General features: G+C 37.5%; 29 protein-coding genes and 1 other RNA gene. 24 read left to right on the top strand and 6 right to left on the bottom strand.

The window, feature by feature from the left end; genetic code table 11:
• Positions 1-7: 7 nt before the first annotated feature.
• The 6 genes from ruvA to CYO92_RS08235 all read left to right on the top strand — a co-directional run bounded on the left by ruvA (position 8) and on the right by CYO92_RS08235 (position 4,541).
• Entirely contained in the window at positions 8-562 is a 555-nt protein-coding gene (gene ruvA / locus CYO92_RS08260; protein WP_087578896.1) for a Holliday junction branch migration protein RuvA, read from the top strand.
• Between the two features lie 10 nt (positions 563-572).
• Positions 573-1,613: a D-alanine--D-alanine ligase gene (locus CYO92_RS08255; RefSeq protein WP_103588696.1), complete on the top strand. Its 1,041-nt coding sequence runs from the start codon at positions 573-575 to the stop codon at positions 1,611-1,613.
• Between the two features lie 64 nt (positions 1,614-1,677).
• Complete coding sequence (locus CYO92_RS08250) at positions 1,678-1,908, top strand: type II toxin-antitoxin system Phd/YefM family antitoxin (RefSeq protein ID WP_021091404.1); 231 nt, start codon at positions 1,678-1,680, stop codon at positions 1,906-1,908.
• Positions 1,898-2,683 carry an alpha/beta fold hydrolase gene (locus CYO92_RS08245; protein ID WP_103588695.1) on the top strand — a complete coding sequence of 262 codons (786 nt, stop codon included), beginning with the start codon at positions 1,898-1,900 and terminating at the stop codon, positions 2,681-2,683. Before CYO92_RS08250 ends, CYO92_RS08245 begins: the two co-directional genes overlap by 11 nt.
• The gene (locus CYO92_RS08240; protein WP_103588694.1) at positions 2,680-4,104 is read left to right on the top strand and encodes a Mur ligase family protein; all 1,425 of its coding nucleotides are present in this window, start codon (positions 2,680-2,682) and stop codon (positions 4,102-4,104) included. The genes CYO92_RS08245 and CYO92_RS08240 overlap by 4 nt, the downstream gene beginning before the upstream one ends.
• Positions 4,101-4,541 (top strand): hypothetical protein, encoded by a 441-nt coding sequence (locus CYO92_RS08235; protein ID WP_103588693.1) that lies wholly within the window; start codon positions 4,101-4,103, stop codon positions 4,539-4,541. Before CYO92_RS08240 ends, CYO92_RS08235 begins: the two co-directional genes overlap by 4 nt.
• Before the next feature lie 11 nt (positions 4,542-4,552).
• Here the strand turns inward: CYO92_RS08235 and CYO92_RS08230 are convergent, their stop codons facing one another.
• Positions 4,553-5,566: a hypothetical protein gene (locus tag CYO92_RS08230; RefSeq protein WP_103588692.1), complete on the bottom strand. Its 1,014-nt coding sequence runs from the start codon at positions 5,564-5,566 to the stop codon at positions 4,553-4,555.
• A gap of 61 nt (positions 5,567-5,627) precedes the next feature.
• Here CYO92_RS08230 and CYO92_RS08225 point away from each other — a divergent pair, with 61 nt between their 5' ends.
• The 4 genes from CYO92_RS08225 (at position 5,628) to rnpB (ending at position 9,093) form a co-directional block, all read left to right on the top strand.
• On the top strand, positions 5,628-6,449 hold the full coding sequence (locus tag CYO92_RS08225; RefSeq protein WP_103588691.1) for a thiamine-phosphate kinase: 822 nt from the start codon (positions 5,628-5,630) through the stop codon (positions 6,447-6,449).
• Entirely contained in the window at positions 6,427-7,551 is a 1,125-nt protein-coding gene (gene truD / locus CYO92_RS08220) for a tRNA pseudouridine(13) synthase TruD (protein WP_103588690.1), read from the top strand. Before CYO92_RS08225 ends, truD begins: the two co-directional genes overlap by 23 nt.
• Before the next feature lie 448 nt (positions 7,552-7,999).
• Positions 8,000-8,617, top strand: coding sequence for a Type 1 glutamine amidotransferase-like domain-containing protein (locus CYO92_RS08215; protein WP_103588689.1), 618 nt, complete (start codon positions 8,000-8,002; stop codon positions 8,615-8,617).
• Positions 8,618-8,766: 149 nt separating this feature from the next.
• Positions 8,767-9,093: RNase P RNA component class A (rnpB, locus tag CYO92_RS08210), an RNA gene on the top strand.
• A 9-nt stretch (positions 9,094-9,102) separates the two neighbouring features.
• Here the strand turns inward: rnpB and CYO92_RS08205 are convergent.
• The 4 genes from CYO92_RS08205 to CYO92_RS08190 are packed head-to-tail and all read right to left on the bottom strand — an operon-like array spanning position 9,103 to position 11,862.
• On the bottom strand, positions 9,103-9,330 hold the full coding sequence (locus CYO92_RS08205; RefSeq protein ID WP_084107855.1) for a hypothetical protein: 228 nt from the start codon (positions 9,328-9,330) through the stop codon (positions 9,103-9,105).
• Complete coding sequence (gene fliS / locus CYO92_RS08200) at positions 9,323-9,694, bottom strand: flagellar export chaperone FliS (protein WP_072594313.1); 372 nt, start codon at positions 9,692-9,694, stop codon at positions 9,323-9,325. Before fliS ends, CYO92_RS08205 begins: the two co-directional genes overlap by 8 nt.
• 9 nt (positions 9,695-9,703) lie before the next feature.
• Positions 9,704-11,464, bottom strand: coding sequence for a flagellar filament capping protein FliD (gene fliD, locus CYO92_RS08195; RefSeq protein WP_103588688.1), 1,761 nt, complete (start codon positions 11,462-11,464; stop codon positions 9,704-9,706).
• A gap of 2 nt (positions 11,465-11,466) precedes the next feature.
• The gene (locus tag CYO92_RS08190; protein ID WP_087584572.1) at positions 11,467-11,862 is read right to left on the bottom strand and encodes a FlaG family protein; all 396 of its coding nucleotides are present in this window, start codon (positions 11,860-11,862) and stop codon (positions 11,467-11,469) included.
• 120 nt (positions 11,863-11,982) lie between these two features.
• On the opposite strand from CYO92_RS08190, the gene CYO92_RS08185 reads away from it, so the two are divergent.
• The 14 genes from CYO92_RS08185 to CYO92_RS08120 all read left to right on the top strand — a co-directional run bounded on the left by CYO92_RS08185 (position 11,983) and on the right by CYO92_RS08120 (position 23,460).
• Positions 11,983-12,327: an ornithine carbamoyltransferase gene (locus tag CYO92_RS08185; RefSeq protein WP_103588687.1), complete on the top strand. Its 345-nt coding sequence runs from the start codon at positions 11,983-11,985 to the stop codon at positions 12,325-12,327.
• The gene (gene rsmD / locus CYO92_RS08180; RefSeq protein ID WP_103588686.1) at positions 12,324-12,890 is read left to right on the top strand and encodes a 16S rRNA (guanine(966)-N(2))-methyltransferase RsmD; all 567 of its coding nucleotides are present in this window, start codon (positions 12,324-12,326) and stop codon (positions 12,888-12,890) included. Before CYO92_RS08185 ends, rsmD begins: the two co-directional genes overlap by 4 nt.
• 64 nt (positions 12,891-12,954) lie before the next feature.
• Positions 12,955-14,007, top strand: a complete 1,053-nt coding sequence (locus CYO92_RS08175; protein WP_103588685.1) for a flagellar basal body P-ring protein FlgI — start codon at positions 12,955-12,957, stop codon at positions 14,005-14,007.
• Entirely contained in the window at positions 14,007-14,306 is a 300-nt protein-coding gene (locus tag CYO92_RS08170) for a rod-binding protein (RefSeq protein ID WP_054196705.1), read from the top strand. Before CYO92_RS08175 ends, CYO92_RS08170 begins: the two co-directional genes overlap by 1 nt.
• 58 nt (positions 14,307-14,364) lie before the next feature.
• The gene (locus CYO92_RS08165; RefSeq protein ID WP_072594307.1) at positions 14,365-14,568 is read left to right on the top strand and encodes a flagellar biosynthesis anti-sigma factor FlgM; all 204 of its coding nucleotides are present in this window, start codon (positions 14,365-14,367) and stop codon (positions 14,566-14,568) included.
• A 13-nt stretch (positions 14,569-14,581) separates the two neighbouring features.
• Positions 14,582-15,013, top strand: coding sequence for a flagellar export chaperone FlgN (gene flgN / locus CYO92_RS08160; protein ID WP_021091397.1), 432 nt, complete (start codon positions 14,582-14,584; stop codon positions 15,011-15,013).
• 4 nt (positions 15,014-15,017) lie between these two features.
• Positions 15,018-16,889, top strand: coding sequence for a flagellar hook-associated protein FlgK (gene flgK / locus CYO92_RS08155; RefSeq protein ID WP_084107861.1), 1,872 nt, complete (start codon positions 15,018-15,020; stop codon positions 16,887-16,889).
• Positions 16,886-17,653, top strand: a complete 768-nt coding sequence (locus tag CYO92_RS08150; protein ID WP_103589614.1) for a TIGR02757 family protein — start codon at positions 16,886-16,888, stop codon at positions 17,651-17,653. Before flgK ends, CYO92_RS08150 begins: the two co-directional genes overlap by 4 nt.
• A 66-nt stretch (positions 17,654-17,719) precedes the next feature.
• Entirely contained in the window at positions 17,720-18,256 is a 537-nt protein-coding gene (locus CYO92_RS08145; protein WP_021091394.1) for a superoxide dismutase family protein, read from the top strand.
• 154 nt (positions 18,257-18,410) lie between these two features.
• Positions 18,411-19,172, top strand: coding sequence for a TSUP family transporter (locus tag CYO92_RS08140; protein WP_103588682.1), 762 nt, complete (start codon positions 18,411-18,413; stop codon positions 19,170-19,172).
• A 65-nt stretch (positions 19,173-19,237) separates the two neighbouring features.
• Positions 19,238-19,921 (top strand): F0F1 ATP synthase subunit A, encoded by a 684-nt coding sequence (locus CYO92_RS08135; RefSeq protein WP_054196701.1) that lies wholly within the window; start codon positions 19,238-19,240, stop codon positions 19,919-19,921.
• A gap of 162 nt (positions 19,922-20,083) precedes the next feature.
• Complete coding sequence (gatB, locus tag CYO92_RS08130; protein WP_103588681.1) at positions 20,084-21,505, top strand: Asp-tRNA(Asn)/Glu-tRNA(Gln) amidotransferase subunit GatB; 1,422 nt, start codon at positions 20,084-20,086, stop codon at positions 21,503-21,505.
• A gap of 12 nt (positions 21,506-21,517) precedes the next feature.
• Complete coding sequence (locus CYO92_RS08125; protein ID WP_103588680.1) at positions 21,518-22,408, top strand: NAD(P)H-dependent glycerol-3-phosphate dehydrogenase; 891 nt, start codon at positions 21,518-21,520, stop codon at positions 22,406-22,408.
• A complete protein-coding gene (locus CYO92_RS08120) occupies positions 22,405-23,460 on the top strand; it encodes a glycoside hydrolase family 3 N-terminal domain-containing protein (RefSeq protein WP_103588679.1) in 1,056 nt (351 codons plus the stop codon). Before CYO92_RS08125 ends, CYO92_RS08120 begins: the two co-directional genes overlap by 4 nt.
• A 73-nt stretch (positions 23,461-23,533) precedes the next feature.
• Here the strand turns inward: CYO92_RS08120 and CYO92_RS09705 are convergent, their stop codons facing one another.
• Positions 23,534-23,971 carry a GmrSD restriction endonuclease domain-containing protein gene (locus CYO92_RS09705; RefSeq protein ID WP_429827531.1) on the bottom strand — a complete coding sequence of 146 codons (438 nt, stop codon included), beginning with the start codon at positions 23,969-23,971 and terminating at the stop codon, positions 23,534-23,536.
• Positions 23,972-23,979: the final 8 nt, after the last annotated feature.

The following is a 23,979-nucleotide window of genomic DNA, read 5'->3' as shown; positions in this document are numbered from 1 at the left end:
TTAAATGATGATAAAAGCGATAGAAGGTATCGTCAGCAAAAAAGATCCCGCATTTGTGATACTTAAGACAAATAGCGGCGTAAGCTATGGGATTTTCATCTCGCTTTTTTGCTCAGCCAAGCTTAGCAAGGGCGAAAAGGTCGAGCTTGCCATAACGCAGATCATAAGAGAGGACGCAAATTTACTCTATGGCTTTTTGGATGCAAATGAGCAAAAGATGTTTGAGATGCTTATAAAGCTAAATGGCATCGGCGCTAGCACAGCGATGGCGGTTTGCTCAAGTCTTAGCTCACAGGCATTTACAAATGCCATAATAAGCGGCGACGCAGACACCTTTAAAAGCGTGCCAGGTATCGGACCAAAGACAGCTAGACGCATCATAGCTGAGCTAAGCGACGCAAAGCTAATAAGTGACGAGAGTGTGCCAAGCTACCAAAATGAGGCACTTTTAGCACTTGAAGCGCTTGGCTTTAAGCGTGAGAAGATAGTGAAAATTTTGCCTGAGTGCAAGAGTGAAAATACAAGTGATCTTATAAAAGAAGCATTAAAGAAATTAGGATAAGGATAAAAAGATGAATTTAGGTGTGATATTTGGAGCAAAGAGCTATGAACATGAGATAAGCATAGTTAGTGCGATAGTTTTAAAAAATGTCCTAAAGCAAGAGCTAAAATTTATATTTTGCGATGCAAATAGAGATTTTTATCTTATCGAAGAGAAAGATATGAGAGCAAATTTCTTTAGCTCTGGTAAATACAAAAATTCAAAAAAGCTCATTTTGTCTAAAGGCGGATTTTTCATACACTCTCTTTTTGGCGATAAAAAAGTAGAGTGCGACGTCATTATAAATTTGATCCATGGCATGGACGGCGAAGATGGCAAGATAGCAGCGCTTTTTGACTTTTACGGTATAAAATATATAGGTCCAAGGCTTGAAGTAAGTGCGCTTAGCTACAACAAAGAGCTTACTAAATTTCTAGCGCAAAAAGCTGGCGTAAAGGCGCTTGACTATGAGATGCTAACTCGTCAAAGTGAGCCAAAATTTCACTATCCTATTATCTTAAAGCCAGCAAGACTTGGAAGTAGTATCGGCGTAAATATAGTGCATGACGCCAGCGAGCTAGCTTATGCAAAAGACGTAGCATTTGAGTTTGATAAGGATGTGCTTGTAGAGCCTTTTATAAAAGGTGTAAAAGAGTACAATCTAGCAGGCTGTAAGATAGATGGAAAGATAAAAATTTCTATCATCGAAGAGCCAAAAAAGAAAGAATTTCTTGACTACGAGCAAAAATATCTTAGCTTTTCAAATGAAAACAAAGTCAAAGAGGCTGAAATTTCTGAGGAGCTAAAACAAAAGCTTAAATTTAACTTTTCAAAAATTTATGATTGTGGATTTGACGGAGCGATCATTAGATGTGACTTTTTTGTGATAGATGATGAGGTCTATCTAAATGAGATAAATCCAAATCCAGGAAGTCTTGCAAACTATCTATTTGAGGATTTTGAGAGCACTTTAAATGCTCTTGCAAACTCACTTCCAAGAGAGCGTAATATAAAGATTGATTATAGCTTTATAAACTCGATCACTTCAGTAAAAGGTCGCGGAAAAATTTAGGCCATTTAGTAGATTATAAAGTAGTTTGTGATATTTTACGTAAAATTTTACACAAAGAGCGACAATGGTAACTTTTACAAAAGATGAAATTTATACAGCAACTGAAGTGGTTAGAAATTTTAGTTCAGTGCTCTCTCGTGTGGGAGCTAATGAATTAAAAAGAGCGGTTATTGTAAAAAATAATAAATTTGAAGCAGTGCTTTTAAATATGGAAGAGTATGAGCGCCTTTGCGAAGCAGTGAGCGTGCTTGAGAGCATTTATACTGCGAAAAAAAGAGAGAACGATGGCGAGTAGGGCGGTAAAATACGGCTCAGACGAGTTTGAAATAAACTACGAGATTGTAAATACAAAATGCAAAAAAATAGTGCTTTTCTTGCACGGCTGGGGCGCTAATAAAGAGATAATGAAAAAGGCTTTTGGCTCATATTTGAGCGAGCTGTGCCATGTTTATATCGATATGCCAGGCTTTGGTAAAAGCTCCATTATTGATCCGTTAAAAACAAGTGATTACGCAAAAATCGTTGAAAATTTCTGTGGTGAGCTTGGCATAAAGCCAGATATCATCGTAAGTCATAGCTTTGGTGGCAAGGTCGCAACGCTTCTAAAGCCACCGTATCTTGTGCTTTTAAGCTCAGCTGGCATAGTTGTCAAAAAGCCATTTATCGTGCGAGCAAAGATAGCAATTTTTAAAATTTTAAAGATATTTGGCTTTGGAAAATTTTATAAACTCTTTGCCACAAAAGATGTGAGCGGTATGAGTAGAGTGATGTATGAAACCCTAAAAAACGTCGTTGATGAGGATTTTACGAAGCATTTTGTCAGCTTTAGTGGTAAGGCTTTAATATTTTGGGGAGAAAACGACAAGGCAACGCCTATAACAAGCGGAGAGAGCATACATAAGCTCATAAAAAATAGTTCATTTTTTCCGCTTAATGGTGATCATTTTTTCTTTTTACTTCACGCTAAATTTATAAGCGAAGAGATAGAAAAAGGGCTAAAATTTGAGCTAGATGAGGCTAGAAATATTGTGCTAGATGACGATGAGAGCGGTATCGAGGAGATAAGATGAGTATATTTTTAAGCATAAGCACAGTTTTATTTATCTTTGCGCTCGCTTTTTATGTGATTACTTGCTTTCAGTGGTTTTCATATAGGCCTGAGCGCGTGCTCTTTCACTTCACAAAGCCCGCTTGGCACGTCTTTTTCTTTATTGTGCCGTTGGTGCTATTTTATACGACTGGCAAGTGGTTTTTTATCTATTTTTACTTTGCTCTTTTGCCAGCTCTTTATCTTTGGCACAAAAAACTTGATAAAAAGCTAGTCTTTACCGCCAGGATCAAGCACTTTTTTGTGATCCTTGCTTGCGCTATCATCCTAAACTACGCTCTAAATTTCATCATTCACAAGGCGTTTTTGGCTCCTATGCCACTTTTTGTCTTGGTTGTGAGCCTATTTTTTAGTGAAATTTTAGAAAAGATAAAATTTAAAGGCTTTAAAAACAAGGCGCTTAAAAAACTGGGTGCAAATAAAGAGTTAAAGATCATCCTAATCACAGCAAGCTACGGCAAAACGAGTATCAAAAATTTCTTATTTGAAATTTTAAAAGATAGCTTCGTCTGCTACAAGACGCCTCGCAGCGTAAATACAATGGCTGGTATCATCAAAGATATCAATGAAAACTTAAACGAGCAAACGCAAATTTACATCGCAGAAGCAGGCGCTAGGCTAAAGGGCGACATCCTAGAGATCACAAAATTTCTAAACCCGCAAATCGTCATCGTTGGCGAGATCGGCGCGCAACACATTGAGTATTTTAAAACACTTGATAATATCCGCTCTACCAAGCTTGAAGCACTTCAAAGCAACCGTTTGCAAATGGCATTTTTACATAGCTCGACAAAAAAAGAGCCAAGCCAAAATTTAGAAATTTACGATGAGAGCCTAAAAGATATAAATGCAAATTTAGATGGAATTTCATTTATGCTTGATGGCAAAAACTACGCTTCACCGCTACTTGGCAAATTTAACGCTACAAATTTAGCCGTTTGCATTAAGGTCGCGAAATACCTAAAAATGAGCGATGAGGTGGTAGATAGAGCGCTATCTAAGATGAAAAACGTAGAGCACCGCCTAAGCAAGATCGAAGCTGGCGGTAAGCTGATAATTGATGATAGTTTTAATGGAAATTTTTTAGGCATGAGCGCAAGCTACGAGCTTGTAAGCACCTACGCTGGCAGAAAAGTGCTGCTAACGCCTGGTATCGTTGAGAGCGATGCGGAGCAAAATGCAAATTTAGCCAAGGTGATAAATGAAATTTTTGACCTTGTTATCATCACAAGCTCACTAAACGCCGAAGTTTTACTAAAGCACATCATAAAGCCAAAGGTCATCATCTTAAAGGATAAAAATAAAATGCAAGAAATTCTAGCTCAAAATACGCGTGCTGGCGATCTCATACTATTTTCAAATGATGCACCGAGCTTTATATGAAAAAGATAGTTTTTTTAATCCTAGCTTTAAATTTGGCATTTGGCTTTGACATCGATGATTATGATAGAGGTATTGAGGCGCTAAATGCTGGAGATTACGTAGCTGCGTATGAAATTTTCTATGATGGCTGTGAGCAAAAAGATGTGCTTTCGTGCGAGGCTTTGGGCGATATGTTTGTAAATGAAGAGATAAATGAGCAAATGGATAGTGATCTAAAAAAGCACTCAAATATCGAGCTTGGCGTGAGTTATTATATGAAAAGCTGCGACCTTGGCTACCAAAATGCTTGTGATGATGTGATGAGCTTAAGGGATGATTTAAACATAAGCCTACCAGCTGGTGTTTATGAAAATGCCAAAGCAAGGTACGATGAGATAAGGCAAGAAGACGAAAAAGAAGAAGCCCTAAGCGAGCAAAATGCGACTTTGCAAAAATAAATTCTCTAGTTTTAGACTAGATTTACTTTTAGCGTATGCTCTTTTAGGCTTGCTGGAATTTTGCCATTTTCAAGCTCGATCAGTTCGCTAACTCTTAAAATATAAAAATCCTGCAAACTTCTGTTTGCAAATTTTTCAAGCTTTTTTGAAAGCGTATCAAACATATAAAACTCAGCATCATTGCTAGCTAGTAAAAAATCAGCTCCGCTATCAAACGCATTAAAGATGGTCTTGCTTGCAAGTGCAAATGCAAGCTTTTCGTTTACTTTTAAAAGCTCAAATCCACAAGGAAATTTATTGTTTAGATTTATAAAATTTGCTCTAAATTTATCTAAATTTTCAGAGATTTTATCGCTTACGGCTATTTTGAACTCTTTAAATTTATCCAAGCTCTTTATTTTTTCAAGCTCATTTTTTGAGATTTCATCCTCTTTTATCCCTAAAATTTCTTTAAAAAACCTAATCGCTTCGGTATAAATTTCGCTTCCACCAAAGATAAAATCATCAATCTTACAAGCTATCAAAATACCATTTTCATTGTTGATAAGCCTCATGATCTCATCATTTTTTTCTTTTTTATAAAGATGATGAGCCAGTATGATGGCCGCTGCACCTATAAAATTTGGCTCGTATTCTCTCACAAAATCAGCATAAAAATATGGCTTTAAGCTTGCATAAAATTCTTTGTCTGCTTGATTGCAAAATTTATCAAATGGCTTAAATTTCTCCCAAAAGTCGTCATCATTTATCTCAAGATCTAAAACCGCTCTTTTTTCATCAAGTGGCGAAATCACAAGCTCGCCTGCAAATTTCTCATATAAATTTACTAATGGTTCAGTAGTGCTTACTACGACATCATTTACTTTCACAAAGCCAGTTGTTGGCTGAAAATAGGGATCAATTTTTTTAACATGCAAAAATAGCTCGTCAAGGTTTGCGTAATCTAAAATTTCTAAAAAATATGGTTTAAAATACGACAAAATATCCTTTTTTGCATTAAATCTAAAAATTTCTATTTTTTGCATTTGGCTCCTTTTTTGGCTTATTTTATCCTAAAATTAAAAGGAGTTTCATTATAATGGCCCGATGGATAAAGAAAATTTTACGATTGAATGCTTTGGTAACGCTTATATTGGCGATGATGCGGCTGTGCTTGGCAAGCAGGTCTTTAGCAAGGATATTTTTGCTGAAAACTCGCACTTTAAGCATGGCTGGCTAAGCCTTGAAGAGATCGGCTACAAGGCGATGATCGTAAATTTTTCAGATACGATCGTGATGAATGCTAGGCCAAAATTTGCGCTTCTTGGACTTAGCTTGCCAAAGAATTTTTCGCCGCAGCAAATCAAAGAGCTAAGTAGTGGCATAAACAGAGCTTGCGAGGAGTTTGGTGTAAAGATAATCGGTGGCGACACGATAAGTAGTAAAATTTTAAATATAAGCGTTAGTGTAATTGGCGAGCTAAATGGCAAAGCTGTGCTTAGAAAAAATGCAAAATACGGAGATCTGGTGGCTTTTACTGGTGAGCTTGGAGGTAGCAAAAAGGGGCTAAATTCGCTTCTGAGGCTAGCTAAAATTTCAAAAAACTCACGATTTAAAAAGCCTATTTTAAGAGATAAATTTTTCTACAAGGCAGCTCATCTTATAAACTCCGCTATGGATATCTCAGATGGGCTAAATGCTGATCTTGCCAAGCTTTTAAAGGCTAGCAAAAAGGGTGCTAAATTTACAAAAGAGCTAAGTAAATTTGAGCTTAGTAGCGGCGAAGAGTATGAAATTTTATTTACTTTTAGTCCTAAAAATTTAAACGCCATCAAAAGGATCGCCACAAAAACACGGACAAAGATTAGCGTCTTTGCAAAAATTTCAAACAAAAGGTTAAAACAAAATGCAAGAAACCACCACTTTTAAGCCACTTTATGCACTCACTCATGCACCTATCGAGGCATATTTTTCTAAAAATTCAGATGATTTTGTCGTACGCGAGATACCGCTTTATGAATTTAGTGGCGATGGCGAGCACATGATCGTTGAAATTTCTAAAAAAGATATGACGACGCAGGAGGCTTTGCATGTCTTAAGCGAGGTTACAGGGGCTAAGATGCGCGACTTTGGCTACGCTGGGCTAAAGGATAAGCAGGGCATGACGACGCAGTTTATCTCGATGCCACGTAAATTTGAGAGCAATCTAGCAAACTTTAGCCACGAAAAGATGAAAATTTTAAGCCTAAATGTGCATAAAAATAAGCTTCGTATTGGACATCTAAAGGGAAATAGCTTTTTTATCCGCTTAAAAAAAGTACTACCAAGTAATGCCAAAAAGCTAGAGCAAGCATTTGTTAGCATTGATAAAATGGGCTATGCAAACTACTTTGGCTATCAGCGTTTTGGTAAATTTGGCGACAATGCCGAAACTGGGCTTGAGCTTCTTAAAAATGGGACGATAAACGGCAAAAAGAGTAAAAATGTAAAGCTAAACGACTTTTTGATCTCAGCATATCAAAGCGATCTTTTTAACCGCTGGCTTAGCAAACGCGTGGAGATTTCGAGGTTTGCGCAGGACTTTAGCCTTTCTGAGCTAGCTCAAATTTACCCGTATCTTGACGGCGCGATTTTGAAAAATTTAAAATCGCAAAAGAGATTTTTTAAGCTGATAGAGGGCGAAGTTTTGGGTCACTACCCGCACGGAAAGTGCTTTTTGTGCGAGGATTTGGACGCAGAGGGCGCGCGCTTTGACGCTAGAGATATCACTAGCTGCGGGCTGATCGCGGGCGCAAAGGCGTATGAGGCGCAGGGTGCGGCTAGAGCAGTCGAGGATCAAATTTTTGCGCAGGCAAACGAATATAAAGCTAAAATGACGGGTTCTAGGCGCTTTGCGTGGTGTTATTTGGAGGATGCGAGCTATAAATACAACGAGGAAAAGGCGCACTTTACGATAAATTTTACGCTGCAAAAAGGAAGCTACGCGACTGTTGTGCTAGAAGAAATCTTGCACAAAAATATCTTTGAGTAGGGCGGCGACTCGTCTCGCGAGCGCTTTTAAATGATTTTTGCGTCTATGCTGGTAACTGCAAGCAGAGTATAAATTTCGCCCTGCGATAGGCTGCATGTCTTATCTTGGGACGAAATTTATTTCTTTTGTTTAGCTAAGAGCATAGTGACGTAGAAAACATTTAAAACCATCTCGCAAGACTTTGCCTTAACTTTCTTAAATTTTGTAAATCAAAATCCGCCTCGCCTAACACTTTTTAAAAGCTGTGAGCCAAGCGGTGCAAAAACTTTACCTTATCGTTTTAAGCTCAAATTTGAGGAAAAATTTATCAAATTTTTATACCAAGATCCATATCTTAAATCGCTAAAATTTATCTGTGGAGCAAGGCGCTGACGGCGCGAAATACAATCGTTTCTAGGCTCGTTTGGATATAATGGATTTGTAAATTTATATTTTAAAGGGATTAAAAATGGCAAATATTTTTCTTTGCTCTTATTTTGCGGAGGTTGCGAGCAAAATTAATGAAGTGATAGATTTTCAAGGCAAGCACGTTGTTTTTATTGATACGGCAGCAAAATTTGAAGAGGTAAATTTTTATGTAGATGAAGCGGTGGAAATTTTAGAAAATTTTGGTGCGAAGCTAAGACGCCTTGACGTCTCTTGCGCCAAGAATTCGGCGGCACTAGTATCTAGCCAAGATGAGCCATCTTGTGAAGATGAAATTTTATCTGCCATTAGTCAGTGTGATATCATTTACGTTAGCGGTGGAAATACATTTTATCTGCTTAACGAGCTGCGAAAATCGCGCGTCTGGCAAGCTATAAAAAATGCAGTCAAAGCGGGCAAAATTTATATCGGCGAGTCGGCGGGAGCGATCGTGGCCTCACCAGATACAAGATATGCTACGCTTATGGATGAAAATAGCCCAAATATGAGTGATTTTACAGGGTTAAATTTGGTGAATTTTTTCACAGTACCACACTTTGGCTGCGAGCCTTTTACGCAGGCCACGCACGAGATAATGGAGAAATTTGGGAACTTGTATGATTTACGACCTATAAATAATGCTGAGTTTATCGCGCTTTGAGATAAATTTTATATGCTTTTGACAAAACATACGCTAAATATTTACTCAAAGCACTCTATCTGCCTGCAAATTTACCTTTTAAATAAGAGAACATAAAGTTTAAAGTTTTAAAAGCTAGAAATTTAAGCCAAAGCCGCTATAATTTCGCTCTGGCACGGTAAGCGATCGCTTTTGATTTTTGCAAAAGAGGAAAGTCCGAGCTGCGATAAGACAAGGTTCCATCTAACGGATGGCTAGGGAAACCTAAGGGATAGTGTAACAGAAAGCAGACTTCCGCTTTGGCGGTAAAGGTGAAACGGCGGAGTAAGAGCCCACCGGCACGCTTGGTAACTTGCGTGGCCATATAAACCCAACCTGCAGCAAGAAGGGATGGTTTTGGTCTTATATTAAAACCCTTCGCTAGAGCTTGTTTGTAAAAGCAAGCGTAGATAAATGATCGCTCAAGACAGAACTCGGCTTAACGCCGTGCCTTTAAATTTACTAGATTAGTTTGTTACGTATTTTTGAGCTTTTTGTAGCTTTATAAGCTCATTTTGGATGTGCGAAGACTTGTTTTTTAAAAGCTCTATTGCTCCGCCGATTAATGCTTGTGCTTCTTGTGCTGAAGCTAGGCTCGTAAACATATCCTCACTAAAATTTTGTGATAAAGCAGCTATCTTGCTCGTGTCTTCGTTTATCAATGCTAATTTAAACTCATTAATCCAACTATTCACCTGAAGTTACCTCTCTCCATGCTTCTGATAGTTGCTTTACGACATTGGTTACTTCATTTAAGGCTGCGACATCGTTTTGTATATTTGCCATAGCAAGAAGCTGCATCTGTCTTGTATAAAGGCCGCTAAGATAGTGGGCTACGTCGCCTTGAGAATAATCAAGCGAATTTAAAAGCTCAACAAAAATAGCGTTTGTCCTATTAATATAATAAACTTTTTTCTCTATATCTCCAGCTTCTATCGCCTTTTTTGTACGAAATATAAATTTTAAAATCCCGTCATAAAGCATTTCTATTAATTTAGTTGGGGACTCAATGCCCCCAAAACTAGACTGTGCGTATGCACTATATGCACTTTGATTCATCTTTCTCTCTTATTTTCTGCTATTTATCTCTGCATCGATCATTGATTTTAGTGTTGAGAACTGATTTTCTAAGCTTGCGATGATAGCGTTGTATTTTATAAAACGCTCTTGCATTGTTGTGTACTTTTCATCTAAAAGCTTTTGTGTGCTCTCTTTGTTTTTTGTGATCGACTCATTTTCATCTTTTAACTGATTTTGCATAGCAACCATCGTACCACTTTTGCCAACGACACCATCAAGCATTTTAGCTAGCTTTGTAAATAGCCCATCTGTCTTTTTGGTTACTGGATTTATAGTAGCTTCATTCATACCTAGAGCTGTTAAGGCCGAATTTTTGCCTTTTACCTCGATATTTTCGCCATCGCTTCTTTTTAAGACGATTCTTTTGCCACTTTTATCAAGACTAGCTGTAACTCCAGTTATGCCAGCGTCATTTATAGCTTGTTGAAGTTTTAGTGCGTTCTCTTCGGCTGTGGCAGTAGCAGTAGTTGAGAATGTAACTGACTTGCCGTTTATCGTAAGATCACCAGCTTTTATGTCTAATGCTCCAGCGCTAACGGTAGATGCCCCCATATAGCTTATTGGCTCGATCTTGCTTGATCCCATGAAAAATTTCTGAATCTCTTCAGGATCTTTGCTAAGAGCTGCATTTAGTTTATTTAGATCAAGTTGAAGCTGTCCGTCTTTATCAGGCACTATGCCATATTTACTTAATGCTTTGCCTTCGCTATCTTGTCCATTTACAAGACGACCAATGTTTGATCTTAAGCTTGAAATTTCGCTAACGCCTTGGAAAGTGCCAGCTCCCTTTTCCTCGTCATATTTTGTGGCTATACCAAGGTTCATGGTCATTAGGTTGTAGTCTTTGATAAATTCTTCAACCGCTTTGATTACCTCTTTCGTATCCTGAGAGACGCTTACGTTTGTTTTACCAGTTTCATTTAATGTAATAGAAATTCCCGGTCTTAAGTCGTTAAAGGTATTTTTGCTTCTTTTTACATTTACTCCGTTATATGTAAATTCGGCATCTTGTGCCTTTAAAATTCTATTTTTTTCAAAATTTGATGTCATCTTTGGTGTGCCATCAGGATTTGTTAGTAGAGTGCCATTTGCATCTTTGTCCTGAAACTGCGTACTATCCCAGCCAAGCTTATCTAAAACACCAGCCGTATCATTTGAAAATTTAATAGTCTGCGTAGCACCAGTATTGCCTGATTGAAGCATGATTTGATTTGGCTTATCTCCGCCAACATTTAAAATTCTAGCTTGCAATTTACCACGACTAATATCATTTATCTTGTCTACAATATCTTGATATGTGGTTGATCTAGTTACGCTAATAGAAAATTTTTGTCCATCGATCTCAACATCAAAAGAGCCGTTATTTGTCGCACCTACTAAGTTTGAAGCGTTTTTGAAATTTGAGCTTTGAAATGTATCTTTTTGAGCAAGTTTTTGTACATCGATACTAAAATTTTGCACGCTAACGCCATTTGCCGCTGAGGCTGTTACGCTTTTGCCAGCATTATTTGTAGTTCTTTTTAGATAAAGTGCCTCTCCACCAAGTGTTTTGCCACTTACGTTTACGTTGCTGACTAGAGTTTTTAGCGCTGCAAGGTCTTTTTGCTTTAGGTCGTTTCTCTCTAGCCTTTTTGTTAAAGGCTTGATCTGTCCTGCCTCATCTGCTTCTTTTAATTTCTTGATAAGATCATCATTTAGTCCGCTATTTTTTGTACCTAAGCCTAAATTTGTTACGTTACCTACTGCCATTTTTAACTCTCCTTGTCAAAAAGTATTCCGATACTTTCTTTGAAATACTCGCTTATTCTTATAGCTTCTTTACTTGGAAGTTGTGTTATCTCTTCGCCAGTTTTAGCATCTTTTACTTGCACAACCATTAAATTTAGCTTCTCGTTGTAAGCAAATCTTACATTAGTATCGAGCTGCTGCATTTGATAGTTTAGCTTGTCAGTGACCTCTCTTGTTCTTTTGGCAAGCTCTTCATTGCTAAGTCCGTCTAGCTCGTTAATATCTTTTGTTTCATTGTTTTTATCAGCACTTAATTTAACATCAGAATGCTCGATAGGTCTGCTGTCTATTTGACGCTGAGCAGATGTGCTCATGCTCGTATCTAGTACCTGATTTGCTGCTGCCTTAAAGATTTCCATAGTTTTACTCCTTAAAACTTACGTTAGCTTCTACATCGGTAAAATTTTAAAATCCTTTAGTGTTTATATAAATTTTTGATTATTTAGGCTAAAATCGAGCAAAAATTTATAGGAAGAGATATGAAAATTTCATTTGAGTGCGAGTGTATTTTACTTCAAAAGACATTGCTGCTTTTTTGTGGAAATTTGGCTGCTCATCATAAGGATTGTGATTTTGTAGTGAGTGACCGCGAGATCGTGACAAAAAAACCGCTATTTATAATAGGAAAAAATGCTCATCTTTCTCATCCTTTTACCAAGACAACACTTCTTGATACGCTTGAAGAATTTTACTCAGCTATGCAAATTTCAAAAGTAAATGAGCTAAATGAAGCTAAAAATGAAAAGGGCTTAGAAGAGAAAATTTCACTTTTGATAGATAAATTTAAAGCCGATCTTCTTGAAATTCTAAGGGTAAATCAGTGAAGCTTTACACTAAAATCTCAAGCGGTAAATTTAAAGGTAAAAGGCTTGAGTTGCCAAGCCTAAGCACAACAAGAAGCACAAAAAGCATCGTAAAAGAGTCCTTCTTTAACGTCATTAGAGATGAAATTTACTCGCTTACATTTATAGAGGGCTTTGGTGGAAGTGGCGTGATGGCAAGCGAGGCCGTTAGCAACGGAGCACGTGAGGCTATCGCTATTGAAAAAGATAGAGCCGCTTTTAAGATCACACAAAACAATCTTGCTAGCCTAGAGTGCTCAAATTTAAAAGCGATAAATGGTGATTCCTTTTCTGTCTTGCCCGATATTATAAATTCTCAAAGTGGTAAGGTGTTGCTCTACCTTGATCCACCGTTTGACATAAGAGCTGGCTTTGATGATATCTACGAAAAACTTGTAAATTTAATCTCACAGCTAAAAAAAGAGAAAATTTATATGATAGTTTTTGAGCACAACAGCGACTTTAAATTTAGCGATGAAATTTTTGCATTTAAGCTTGTAAAATTTAAAAAATTTGGAGCTACTTCGCTCTCTTACTTCCAATAATTTATAAAAATTTGGAACATCTTTTGCTTTAAAAACCTAAAATAGCTAAATTTTAGGAAAAAATATGAAAAAAATTTTATCTTTTGTAGCAGCTTCAGTGATAGCTACTTCAGCCTTTGCTACGCAGATAAAAGAGCTTGCAAGCATAGTTGGCGTAAGAGATAATCAGCTAATAGGCTACGGCCTAGTTGTCGGACTAAACGGCACAGGTGATGGCTCAACGTCAAAATTTACGATCCAGTCTTTATCAAACATGCTTCAAGGTGTAAACGTAAAGATAAACCCAGATGATATCAAGTCAAAAAACGCAGCTGCTGTTATGGTAACAGCTAAGCTTCCTGCATTTGCAAGGCATGGCGATAAGCTTGATGTCGTGATCTCATCTATTGGCGATGCAAAAAGTTTGCAAGGTGGTACGCTTCTCATGACACCACTAAAAGGCGTTGATGGTGATATTTATGCTTTGGCTCAGGGTGCTTTAAGCATCGGCGGAAAAAGCATGGGTAGATCAGGTGGCAACCACCCAACCGTTGGCTCTATCCTAAATGGAGCTTTGGTTGAACGAGAAGTGACTTATGACATTTACAATCAAGATAGCATAAGACTAAGCCTAAAAGATACAAATTTTAAAACCGCTCTTGATATCCAAAATACTATAAATGCAAATATCTCTGATGATGCCGCAAAGGCGATCGATCCAAGAACGGTTATCGTTAAAAAGCCAGATGATGTTAGCATTATCGAGCTTGCAAGTGCTGTGCTAGATCTTGATGTGGAGTATAAGCCAGATGAAAAGATAGTGGTTGATGAAAGAACTGGCACGATAGTAAGTGGCATAAATGCCGTAGTTAGCCCAGTTGTCTTAACGCATGGTGCAATCACAATAAAAATAGAGCCAAATAGCTACGATGAGGCAGCGCAAAACGATGTAAATATTGGAAGCGACACATCGGTCGCACCTAGCCAAAATTTACTTAAAATTTCAGGCGAAAAAACTACCGTTGCAAATGTAACAAGAGCGCTAAATAAGCTTGGGGCAACACCAAGTGATATCATATCGATACTTGAAAATTTAAAGCGAGTTGGTGCGATACAAGTTGATTTGGAGATAATATAATGCAAATAGATAACACCTTAGCGCTAAATTCATACAATGAAATTTCTACAAATAAGATAAAAAATGCAAATGCTAAACAAGATGCACTTTTAAAAGAGCAAACTGATGCATTTGAGGCATATATGGTAAAGGCTGTGCTTGATATTGCTTTAAAAGAAGACGAGCACAACTCGCTATATCCAAAGGCTGCTGGTAGCGATATTTATAGGTCAATGTATAACGATGCAATGAGTAAAGCATTGAGTGGAAATCTTGGTTTTTCAGAACTTTTATACGATTTTTTAAAGAGAGACTCTTAAGTAAATTTATATTCTGCCGATGTAATGATATAAACATTTTATTTTAAGAGGTATGAATATGATAAGGCCTTTGAATCAAAGACCAAATTTTCAGGCAAATACGCTAAATAAAAATAGCGATGCCAAGGTCGAAACTCAGAGTAAAGAAGTAAGAACAAATGAAAACGCAAAGCTAAAAGAGATAGCTGACGCCATAGCAAATGGCACTTATCAGGTTGATATCTCAAAAACGGCTAGGGCTGTGGCTGATGCGTTGCTGTAATTAAGGAATTTAAATGATAAAAAAGCTTTTGGACGAGGCTATAGGCGAGCTTGATGAGCTTATAAATTTAACTATACAAGATATCGCAAATATAAAAGAGGCTAAGCACTCAAGCGTTGATGAGAGTGTAAAGAAAAAAAATGCCTTAGTTCGTGCATTTGAAGATACAAAAAGAGCACTAGATAAAGAGCTTTTAAAGGTATCAAAAGAGAGCGGTACGACTACACTTGCTAGTGTTTTAGACGATGAAGTGAAGTCAAAACTTGTACTTATGCGTTCAAAGCTTGAAAATTTACATAAAGTCAATAAAGAATATGCAAGACATGTTGTTGCTGTTAAAGAATTTTTTGACTCACTTAATGAAAAAATTTTTGGCACTAAAGCAAGTGAATACGGCCAAGATGGAAATAGCATAGATAATAATTTTTATAAATCAAGGGTTTAAAAAAATGGCTAATATTTTTATGTCATTAGGCACGGGTGTTTCTGGGCTAAATGCGGCCCAGCTTCAAATAAGTACAACCGGAAATAATATCGCAAATGCCGATAGCAACTACTATACAAGACAACGTGTTGTCCAATCTGCATCTCCAGCTATGAATACAGTCCCTGGTGGAGTTGGCACAGGCACGCAAGTAGATACTATAACAAGGCTTCATGATGAGTTTGCCTACTCAAGACTAAAATACTCATCGTCAAATTTAGAAAACACGGCCTATAAACAAAGAATTTTGCAAGAAGCTACAAAATATTTTCCTGATCTAAAAGATAATGGAATGGTGAAGGATATTCAGGAGTATTTTTCCGCGTGGAATAACTTTGCTTCAAACCCTAATGCAGGTGCTCAGAAAGTAAATTTGATAAATAAAGCAAGTGTATTGACTGCAAGTATCAACCGCTCATCAAAGATGCTTTATGATATGCATGAAAAGATTGATGAAACGATAAAAATAAATATAAATGAGATAAATTCTCTGGGCAGACAAATAGCAAATATTAATAAGCAAATCCAAAGAATAGAATCAGGCGCAGACGCTGGTATAAAAATAAATGCAAATGATCTTCGTGATAAACGTGATGAGCTTGAGCTTGCTATGTCAAAGCTGGTAAATACGGCAGTTTATAAAAGCGATCTAAAGAGCAATTCTAGGGTAGATACAGGAATAACAGATCAAGGAAAATACTACAATCTAAATATTGGTGGTGTAAGTATCGTTGATGGTGTAAATTTTCATGAAATTTCTATGAGTTCAACCGAAAGTGGACGATATACAAAAATTTATTATGAAAGAGAAGACGGCAGAAGAATCCCAATGGAAGAAAAGATCACGGGCGGTAAAATCGGAGCTGCACTTGATCTTAGGGGTCGAAATTACGAGCCAGATAATGATAAATTTAGTGACGGAACGATCCAAAAATACATTGATAATTTAAATACATTTAGTAAAACCTTGATAACAAGTACAAATAATATCTATGCCGAATCCGCAGTTGAAATTTCTAACTCAGATCCGATAAGTTATTTAGAAGGCGATAAGACGTTGATGAATCATGATAATAGTATAAGAAACGGAAGTTTTGAAGCTATTGTTTATGATAACAAAGGCAATGTTGTGGCCAGAAAAACTATAAATGTAAATGGTACGACGACGATGAATGATACAAGATATGGCAACTCTATCGTCAAAGACTTTAACTCAAACTCAGATGACAATAAAGACAATAATATGCTAAATGACGTTGATGACTTTTTCGAGGCATCATATTTTTATGATAAAAATACTAAAAAAGGTACATTTTCTCTCATTCCAAAACAAGCTCAAGGGCTTTATAGCATATCGATAGTCGATCACGGCACAAATTTCCCAGGTGCTGTTGGTATAAATAGATTTTTCTCAGGTACTGACTCAAATAGTATCGGCATAAATCAAAATTTTACCCAAGACCACACAAAGCTTCGTGCCTACTCAAAGCCAGTTATCGGAAATAATGAAGTTGCAAATAAAATGATCCAGCTTCAGTATCAAAAGCAGACCTTTTACTCAAGTGGCATAGCGCTTGATAGAGATGAGACGATCGAGGGATATTACCGCTATCTTACGACTGACATGGCGAGTGATACAGAGGCAAATAATACGATCCACGATACAAATACATCTTTACAAAAGACAGCTGAAGAGGAATTTCAATCAACAAGTGGCGTAGATACGAACGAAGAGCTTACAAATTTGATTCGCTTTCAAGCAAGTTACGGCGCAGCAGCAAAGATCATCACGACAGTTGATCAAATGCTTGACACGCTTCTTTCACTAAAACAATGAGCGAACTAAAGAGCCTTTTAGACTCGCACGTACTTAGCAAAAATACAAATTTGGGGCTATTTGAAGCCCCAGATCCACTTCAGGTAGCCACTAAATTTAAAGAGCCAAACATAGCACTCATTTGTGCGTTATTTGCTTATGGTAACGCAAAAATGATAGTGAAATTTCTAAATTCGCTTGAATTTGGTTTGCTTGATGAGAGTGAGCAAAATATCAAGAAAAATCTGTCAAATTTCAAATACCGCTTTCAAAATGAAAATGATGTGAGAGAAATTTTTATCACTCTCTCACGTCTTAAAAAAGAGGGTGAGATAGAGGAAATTTTACGCCAAGGTCTTGCAAAAAACGGTGAAATGATAGATGGCGTAAATGAGCTTATCAAATTTATATATGGGCTAAATTCTTACCGCTCTGACGGATATGAGTTTTTCTTTGGTAAGAGTTTTGATAAAGAGCCACAAAGCCCATATAAACGCTATAACATGTATCTTCGCTGGATGGTAAGGGATAGCGACATCGACCTTGGGCTATTTAAAAATTTGCCAAAAGATAAGCTTTTGATACCGCTTGATGTGCATACACATAGAGTTTCTTTAAATTTAGGACTTATAAACAGAAAGAGCTATGATTTCAAAGCAGTCATGGATCTTACAAAAAAACTTAGAGAATTTGACGAGCTAGATCCGATAAAATACGACTTTGCACTTTATAGAATAGGGCAGAGTAAAGAGCTAGAAACTATCGTAAAAAATCTTAATCAATAAAAATTATTGCTAAATTTTTAAATTTAGGGTAGACTTGCCATACAATTTTATCCATAAGGAGCTTGTATGAAAAAAATCGTTTTACTAAGTGCAGTTTTGGGAACTTTGCTTTTTGCTCACGAAGGTCATCACTTTGATGCGAAAGCTGGAGAGCATCTAGTTATACCTGTTAATGAGCTAAGCGAGAAGGGCGATAAGAGTGTCGGCGAAGTAGTAGCTGTTAAGACAAACTACGGAGTTGCATTTTTTCCAAATTTAAAGGGACTTACTGCAGGACTACACGGCTTTCACATCCATGAAAATGCTGACTGTGGTGCGACTGAAAAAGGCCTTGGCATGAAAGCAGGCGGTCACTGGGATCCAGCTGGCACAAAGATGCACTCTTTTGCATGGGACGACAAGGGCCACAAAGGCGATTTGCCAGCACTTTACGTAGATGCTGAGGGCAATGCAAACTATCCAGTACTAGCCCCAAAGATAAAAAGTCTTGACGAGCTAAAAGGTCACTCATTAATGGTTCATGTTGGTGGCGACAACCACAGTGACAACCCAAAAGCACTTGGCGGCGGTGGCGCTAGAATGCTTTGTGGCGTTATCAAGTAACCGCTTTAATAAACGAGTCTTTGGGCTAAATCTAAAGGCTCGTTAAAATTTATAAATTTTAAAAATCTCTCATTTCAAATATAAAAATTTTACAAAAAGATAAGTACAAATAAAATACAATCTGCTTTTATTTCAATTATCAAAAGAGCAAAAAATGGAATTTGATCTACTTAGCTATGTCGTTTTTTTTGTAGCTGCATTTTTAGGCGGTTTTATCGATTCTATCGCTGGTGGAGGTGGTCTTATAACGCTTCCAGCTATTATGGCGATGGGCGTACCACCACACCTTGCACTTGGTACAAATAAGCTTCAAGGTGTCTTTGGTAGCTTTACGGCGACTCTAAATTTCACAAAACGGGGATTAATTAATTATAAAGAGTGCTTTGTAGGTATTGTTTTTACTTTTATTGGAGCTATCATCGGAGCGGTGGTTATCCTATTTTTAAATACAAATTTTTTAAAGATAATTATCCCATTTTTACTGATTGCTATTTTTATCTACACGCTTTTTATGCCAAAAGTCGGTGAAAACGATAGAGCTGCAAAGATGAATGAAAAGCTATTTTATGTAGTTTTTGGGCTAATACTTGGCTTTTATGATGGTTTTTTTGGTCCAGGAACAGGCTCTTTTTGGACATTTGCGATAGTGGCATTAATTGGGCTAAATTTAAAAAAGGCTGTCGCTCATACGAAACTCTTAAATTTTACTAGTAATATCGTTGCTCTTGGCATTTTTATAGCTGGCGGACAGATGCTTTGGGTCGTTGGACTTTTGATGGCAGTTGGTCAAATTTTAGGCGCATATTTTGGATCAAATCTTGTCATTAAAAAAGAGGTCAAATTTATTAGAACAATATTTCTAGTGGTAGTTGCAGTGACTATTTGTAAATTGATTTTCGATTATTTCAGGGTTTAAAATTAAAAATGTTTTAACAATAATTTTGTTACAATCACGCAAAATTCTAAATCCAAGGTAAATTAATGAAAGATTTGTTTCTATTTTCAAATTTCCTAAATAGCTCCCACGCCTTTATCTATGCGTTTCACTTTCTACTTGTAGCTTTGATTGTTATCATAGTTGCTTATATAGCAAGGAGTAAGATGCAGCTTGTGCCAAGAGGTCTTCAAAATATAGTTGAAGCTTATTTAGAGGGCGTTATATCGATGGGAAGAGATACTTTAGGCAGTGAAAAACTAGCTAGGAAATATCTTCCACTTGTTGCAACTATCGGTTTTATAGTATTTTTTTCAAATGTTGTAGGTATTATTCCTGGATTTGAGTCACCAACATCAAGTCTAAATTTAACTCTAGTTTTGGCTTTGGTTGTATTTGTTTATTACAACTTTGAGGGCATTAGAGAAAATGGATTTTTCAAGTACTTTGGACACTTTATGGGACCGAATAAATTTCTAGCTCCTATTATGTTTCCAGTTGAAGTCATCTCACATCTTTCACGTGTAGTTTCGCTATCATTTCGTCTTTTTGGTAACATCAAAGGCGATGACTTGTTCTTACTTGCGATGCTTACACTTGCACCTTGGTTTGCTCCACTTCCAGCCTTTGCACTTCTAACACTTATGGCTGTTTTGCAAACATTTATTTTCATGATGCTAACTTACGTTTATCTAGCTGGCGCAGTCGCTATTAGCGAGCATGAGCATTAAAATTTAAAGCCATATTTTTATATGGCTTTTTCCTTTTTAAACTATTTAAATTTTTAAATCACCTTCTTTATTTTCCAGTCAAAACGCTCATTTTTAGATATTTTAAAAGAAAGTATCGCTAAAATACGCCTTAAAAATTTGCATAAATTTAAAGGTAAAAATATGTTTGAAGTCGTTATCGGTTTAGAAGTTCACACTCAGCTTAATACAAAAACTAAAATTTTCTGCTCTTGTTCAACTAGCTTCGGCGACGAGGCAAACACGCACGTTTGTCCAACCTGCTTAGCGCTTCCTGGAGCGCTGCCTGTGCTAAACAAAGAGGCTGTAAAAAAGGCGATCAGCTTTGGCACAGCGATAAACGCTAAGATAAATAAAAAATCAGTCTTTAATAGAAAAAACTACTTCTACCCAGACCTTCCAAAGGCATATCAAATTTCTCAGTTTGAGATCCCTATCGTAGAAGGTGGCGAGCTAATAATCGATGTAAACGGTACTAAAAAACGCATCGGTGTAACTAGAGCGCACCTTGAAGAGGATGCTGGCAAGAACATCCATGAAGAAACCGAGAGTTTGGTTGATCTAAACAGAGCTGGTACGCCACTTCTTGAGATAGTTAGCGAACCAGATCTTAGAAGCAGTGATGAGGCGGTGGCTTATCTTAAAAAATTGCACTCGATCCTTCGCTTTTTAAATATAAGTGATGCGAATATGCAAGAGGGCAGCTTTCGCTGCGACGCAAACGTCTCTATTCGCCCAAAAGGCGACACCAAGCTTTATACAAGGGTTGAGATAAAAAACCTAAACTCATTTAAATTTATCCAAAAGGCGATTGACTACGAAGTAGAGCGCCAAAGTGCAGCTTGGGAAGATGGCAAATACGATGAAGAGGTCTATCAAGAGACAAGGCTGTTTGACACGACAAATTTAGTGACAAGATCAATGCGTGGCAAAGAGGATAGCGCGGAGTATAGGTATTTTCCTGACCCTGACTTGCTTCCTGTTGAAGTGTCAGAGCAGATGTATGACGAAGCGATAAAAATTCCAGAGCTTGCCGAGCAAAAGGTAGCAAGATATGTTAGTGGGCTAGGCGTAAAAGAGAGTGATGCTCTAAATTTAACTCAAAGTGTCGAGATGGCTAGATATTTTGAAGAGCTGATCGCTGCTGGAATTCAGCCTAAACTTGCTACTACTTGGCTCATAGTCGAGCTTCTTGGCCGCTTAAATAACGGAGTAACGATCGAGACAAGCCCAGTTAATAGTGCTAAAATGATAAATTTACTAAAACGCATAGAAGATGGCACGATAAGCGGCAAGGCCGCAAAAGAGGTACTAGACTACCTAATGGAAAATGACGCAGACGTTGATAGCGTCATCGAAAAGCTTGGCTTAAAACAAGTGAGTGACGACTCAGCGATCATCGCGATCATAGATCAAATTTTAGCCGCAAATGCTGATAAGGTAGAAGAGTATAAAAACGGCAAAGATAAGATGTTTGGCTTCTTTGTGGGTCAGGTGATGAAAGAGGGCAAGGGCGCCTTTAACCCAGGCAAGGTCAATGAGCTTTTAAAGGCCAAAATAGGCTAAAAAAGGGCTAAAATGAGCATAGCAGTCATCGGAGCTGGCAAGTGGGGCAGTGCGCTGTTTCACGCATTTAGTGAGAATAACGAGTGTGTCATCAGCTCAAGAACGCCAAGAGAGATGCCAAATTTTGTAAGCTTGGATGAAGCTTTGGAGTGTGAATACCTAGTCTGCACGATCCCAACGCAAGCTACAAATTTATGGCTAAAACAAAACTACAAAAACAAAAGTCAAAAGATCCTAGTCGCCAGCAAGGGCATAGACACGGCAAATCTTAAATTTTTAAATGAAATTTATGAAGACTTTGTTGATAGAGAAAATTTAGCCTTTCTCTCAGGACCGACCTTTGCAAAAGAGATCATGCAAAAGCTGCCTTGCGCTTTGGTGGTAAATTCTAAAAATCAAAATTTAGCTTTAAAATTTGCCTCATTTTTTCCAAGCTACATGAAAGCATACACCTCTGATGACGTGATCGGCGCTGAGGTGTGTGGTGCCTATAAAAATGTGATCGCCATAGCTGGTGGCATCTGTGACGGTCTTGGTCTTGGCAACAACGCAAGGGCGAGTCTCATTTCACGTGGGCTTGTCGAGATGGCTAGATTTGGTAAATTTTTTGGTGCAAAAGATGAGACATTTATGGGACTAAGTGGTGCAGGAGATCTTTTCCTAACCGCTTCATCGATACTTTCACGCAACTACCGCGTAGGTCTTGGTATCGCAAGGCACGAGAGATTAGAAAAAATTCTAAATGAGCTTGGTGAAGTGGCAGAGGGTGTGGATACTGCAAGGGCTATTAGCAAGATCGCTAAAGAAAAGGACATATACGTGCCGATTGCCAGTGAGGTTGAAAATATGCTAAATGGCAAAGATGTTTTTGAGAGCGTTAAATCGCTTTTGGGAAGAAGATGAGAGCTTTAAAATTTATACTTTTTGTGGCCATTTTTGCTCTGGAGCTTAATGGCGCAGAAGTGAGCCTAAGAGCTAAGGTCTCGCAGATGATAATGGTTGGCTTTAATGGGGCTAGCACAAAAGATGCTGCATTTCGCGCGATGTTAAGCGACGCTGGATATGAGAGATTTGGCGGAGTGATGCTGCTTGGCAGAAACATCACCAACAAAGCCCTGCTAAAATCTAGCATAAAAGCTATCAAAGAAAAAAGTCCTAAAATTTTTATCGCTATCGACGAAGAGGGCGGCAATGTGAGCCGCATGAAGGACAAAAGCTTTGATGGCCCATATCCTAGTGCATACGAGGTCGCAAGCACGCTTGATATCAAAAGCGCATATGATCTCTACTCAAAAATGGCTATAAATTTAAAAGAGTGCGGTATAAATCTAAATTTTGCCCCAGTGGTCGATCTACACGACGAAAACTCGCCGATCATCGCCGCTAAACAAAGGGCGTTTAGCGAGTATGCAAGCAAGGTAGTGATCTATGCTGATGCTTTTATGGACGCATTTAAAGAGCAGGGCATTCTAACGACACTTAAGCACTTTCCAGGGCATGGCAGCTCAAAAGAGGACTCGCATAAAAATAAGAGCGAGGTCACGCTAAGCAAGGATGCGCTGCTACCATATAAAGACGCCATAAGCACTGGTAGAGCGCAGATCATCATGGTCGGACACCTTTTTGTAAAAGGCATCGACGAGGACAATCCAGCCACACTTTCTAAAAAAATAATAACCGATATGTTACGAAATGAACTTAAATTTAATGGCGTGGTTATCAGCGATGATATGCTGATGAAAGGCGTTGGCGACGATGCTTTGGCGCAAAAGGTGGTGAAATTTATAAACGCTGGAGGCGATATCTTACTTTTTAGCGAGTTTAAGATAAACAACCAAAGAACGGCCGATCTTATCACTCAGATTATAATCGATGCAGTAAACGAGAAAAAGATCAGCAAAGAGCGAATTGACGCTTCATATAAGAGGATAATGGCTCTAAAAGTGAAGCTGTAAACATATCTGATTTTTTTGTGTAGCATAAGACCAGATATTTTTGATCTCCTAAAATACTTTAAGAGAAAAGTGTTCATATAATATTATTCCGCTTTTGCACTCTTAATAAAGTTAGCATTTCTTTTTCATGTTCGCTAATCGCTTGTTTATATTCATCTATATTGTTGCCATTTATACATGCTGACATCAATATCAGTTTTAGGCTTTGTATTATTATATTTGGATATGTAGTTTGCTTTGCGGATGGGGCGAGATTAGAAAATTTAGAGTTACCAGAAGTTGTAACAAGCGCTAAGTTACCAAAAGAATTCAAAATTTTGTTATCATTTATGCGCTCTATACTATCTCCAGAAGGATTTTGTGGGTAAAAATGCTCGATAGAGTCTCTAAATTTAAATTCCCACTCTTTTAAATTTTTTAAATTTACATTGCCAACCGCTTTAAAAGCATTTTGTAATTTTTTCTTGATTTTATTGTCTTGAGTGCTAACTATACACTCTCTATATAAAATATAATCAA

Origin of the sequence: Campylobacter concisus (assembly GCF_002913715.1) — a bacterium.
Taxonomy (GTDB): domain Bacteria; phylum Campylobacterota; class Campylobacteria; order Campylobacterales; family Campylobacteraceae; genus Campylobacter_A; species Campylobacter_A concisus_AG.
The sequence above is the reverse complement of the archived record's forward strand: the minus strand, read 5'-3'. Positions and strand labels throughout refer to the sequence as shown.

What these genes read in the sequence shown, in the direction of transcription:
- ruvA (WP_087578896.1), top strand. Translation starts at nt 8, where the DNA reads ATGATAAAAGCGATAGAAGGTATCGTCAGCAAAAAAGATCCCGCATTT.
- CYO92_RS08235 (WP_103588693.1), top strand. Translation starts at nt 4,101, where the DNA reads ATGAAAAAGATAGTTTTTTTAATCCTAGCTTTAAATTTGGCATTTGGC.
- flgN (WP_021091397.1), top strand. Translation starts at nt 14,582, where the DNA reads ATGATAAAAAAGCTTTTGGACGAGGCTATAGGCGAGCTTGATGAGCTT.
- CYO92_RS08135 (WP_054196701.1), top strand. Translation starts at nt 19,238, where the DNA reads ATGAAAGATTTGTTTCTATTTTCAAATTTCCTAAATAGCTCCCACGCC.
- CYO92_RS08175 (WP_103588685.1), top strand. Translation starts at nt 12,955, where the DNA reads ATGAAAAAAATTTTATCTTTTGTAGCAGCTTCAGTGATAGCTACTTCA.
- CYO92_RS08250 (WP_021091404.1), top strand. Translation starts at nt 1,678, where the DNA reads ATGGTAACTTTTACAAAAGATGAAATTTATACAGCAACTGAAGTGGTT.
- CYO92_RS08240 (WP_103588694.1), top strand. Translation starts at nt 2,680, where the DNA reads ATGAGTATATTTTTAAGCATAAGCACAGTTTTATTTATCTTTGCGCTC.
- CYO92_RS08190 (WP_087584572.1), bottom strand. Translation starts at nt 11,862, where the DNA reads ATGGAAATCTTTAAGGCAGCAGCAAATCAGGTACTAGATACGAGCATG.
- truD (WP_103588690.1), top strand. Translation starts at nt 6,427, where the DNA reads ATGCAAGAAACCACCACTTTTAAGCCACTTTATGCACTCACTCATGCA.
- CYO92_RS08150 (WP_103589614.1), top strand. Translation starts at nt 16,886, where the DNA reads ATGAGCGAACTAAAGAGCCTTTTAGACTCGCACGTACTTAGCAAAAAT.
- CYO92_RS08140 (WP_103588682.1), top strand. Translation starts at nt 18,411, where the DNA reads ATGGAATTTGATCTACTTAGCTATGTCGTTTTTTTTGTAGCTGCATTT.
- CYO92_RS08230 (WP_103588692.1), bottom strand. Translation starts at nt 5,566, where the DNA reads ATGCAAAAAATAGAAATTTTTAGATTTAATGCAAAAAAGGATATTTTG.
- CYO92_RS08255 (WP_103588696.1), top strand. Translation starts at nt 573, where the DNA reads ATGAATTTAGGTGTGATATTTGGAGCAAAGAGCTATGAACATGAGATA.
- CYO92_RS08145 (WP_021091394.1), top strand. Translation starts at nt 17,720, where the DNA reads ATGAAAAAAATCGTTTTACTAAGTGCAGTTTTGGGAACTTTGCTTTTT.
- gatB (WP_103588681.1), top strand. Translation starts at nt 20,084, where the DNA reads ATGTTTGAAGTCGTTATCGGTTTAGAAGTTCACACTCAGCTTAATACA.
- CYO92_RS08165 (WP_072594307.1), top strand. Translation starts at nt 14,365, where the DNA reads ATGATAAGGCCTTTGAATCAAAGACCAAATTTTCAGGCAAATACGCTA.
- CYO92_RS08225 (WP_103588691.1), top strand. Translation starts at nt 5,628, where the DNA reads ATGGATAAAGAAAATTTTACGATTGAATGCTTTGGTAACGCTTATATT.
- CYO92_RS08170 (WP_054196705.1), top strand. Translation starts at nt 14,007, where the DNA reads ATGCAAATAGATAACACCTTAGCGCTAAATTCATACAATGAAATTTCT.
- CYO92_RS08245 (WP_103588695.1), top strand. Translation starts at nt 1,898, where the DNA reads ATGGCGAGTAGGGCGGTAAAATACGGCTCAGACGAGTTTGAAATAAAC.
- fliS (WP_072594313.1), bottom strand. Translation starts at nt 9,694, where the DNA reads ATGAATCAAAGTGCATATAGTGCATACGCACAGTCTAGTTTTGGGGGC.
- CYO92_RS08215 (WP_103588689.1), top strand. Translation starts at nt 8,000, where the DNA reads ATGGCAAATATTTTTCTTTGCTCTTATTTTGCGGAGGTTGCGAGCAAA.
- CYO92_RS08125 (WP_103588680.1), top strand. Translation starts at nt 21,518, where the DNA reads ATGAGCATAGCAGTCATCGGAGCTGGCAAGTGGGGCAGTGCGCTGTTT.
- flgK (WP_084107861.1), top strand. Translation starts at nt 15,018, where the DNA reads ATGGCTAATATTTTTATGTCATTAGGCACGGGTGTTTCTGGGCTAAAT.
- CYO92_RS08120 (WP_103588679.1), top strand. Translation starts at nt 22,405, where the DNA reads ATGAGAGCTTTAAAATTTATACTTTTTGTGGCCATTTTTGCTCTGGAG.
- CYO92_RS08185 (WP_103588687.1), top strand. Translation starts at nt 11,983, where the DNA reads ATGAAAATTTCATTTGAGTGCGAGTGTATTTTACTTCAAAAGACATTG.
- fliD (WP_103588688.1), bottom strand. Translation starts at nt 11,464, where the DNA reads ATGGCAGTAGGTAACGTAACAAATTTAGGCTTAGGTACAAAAAATAGC.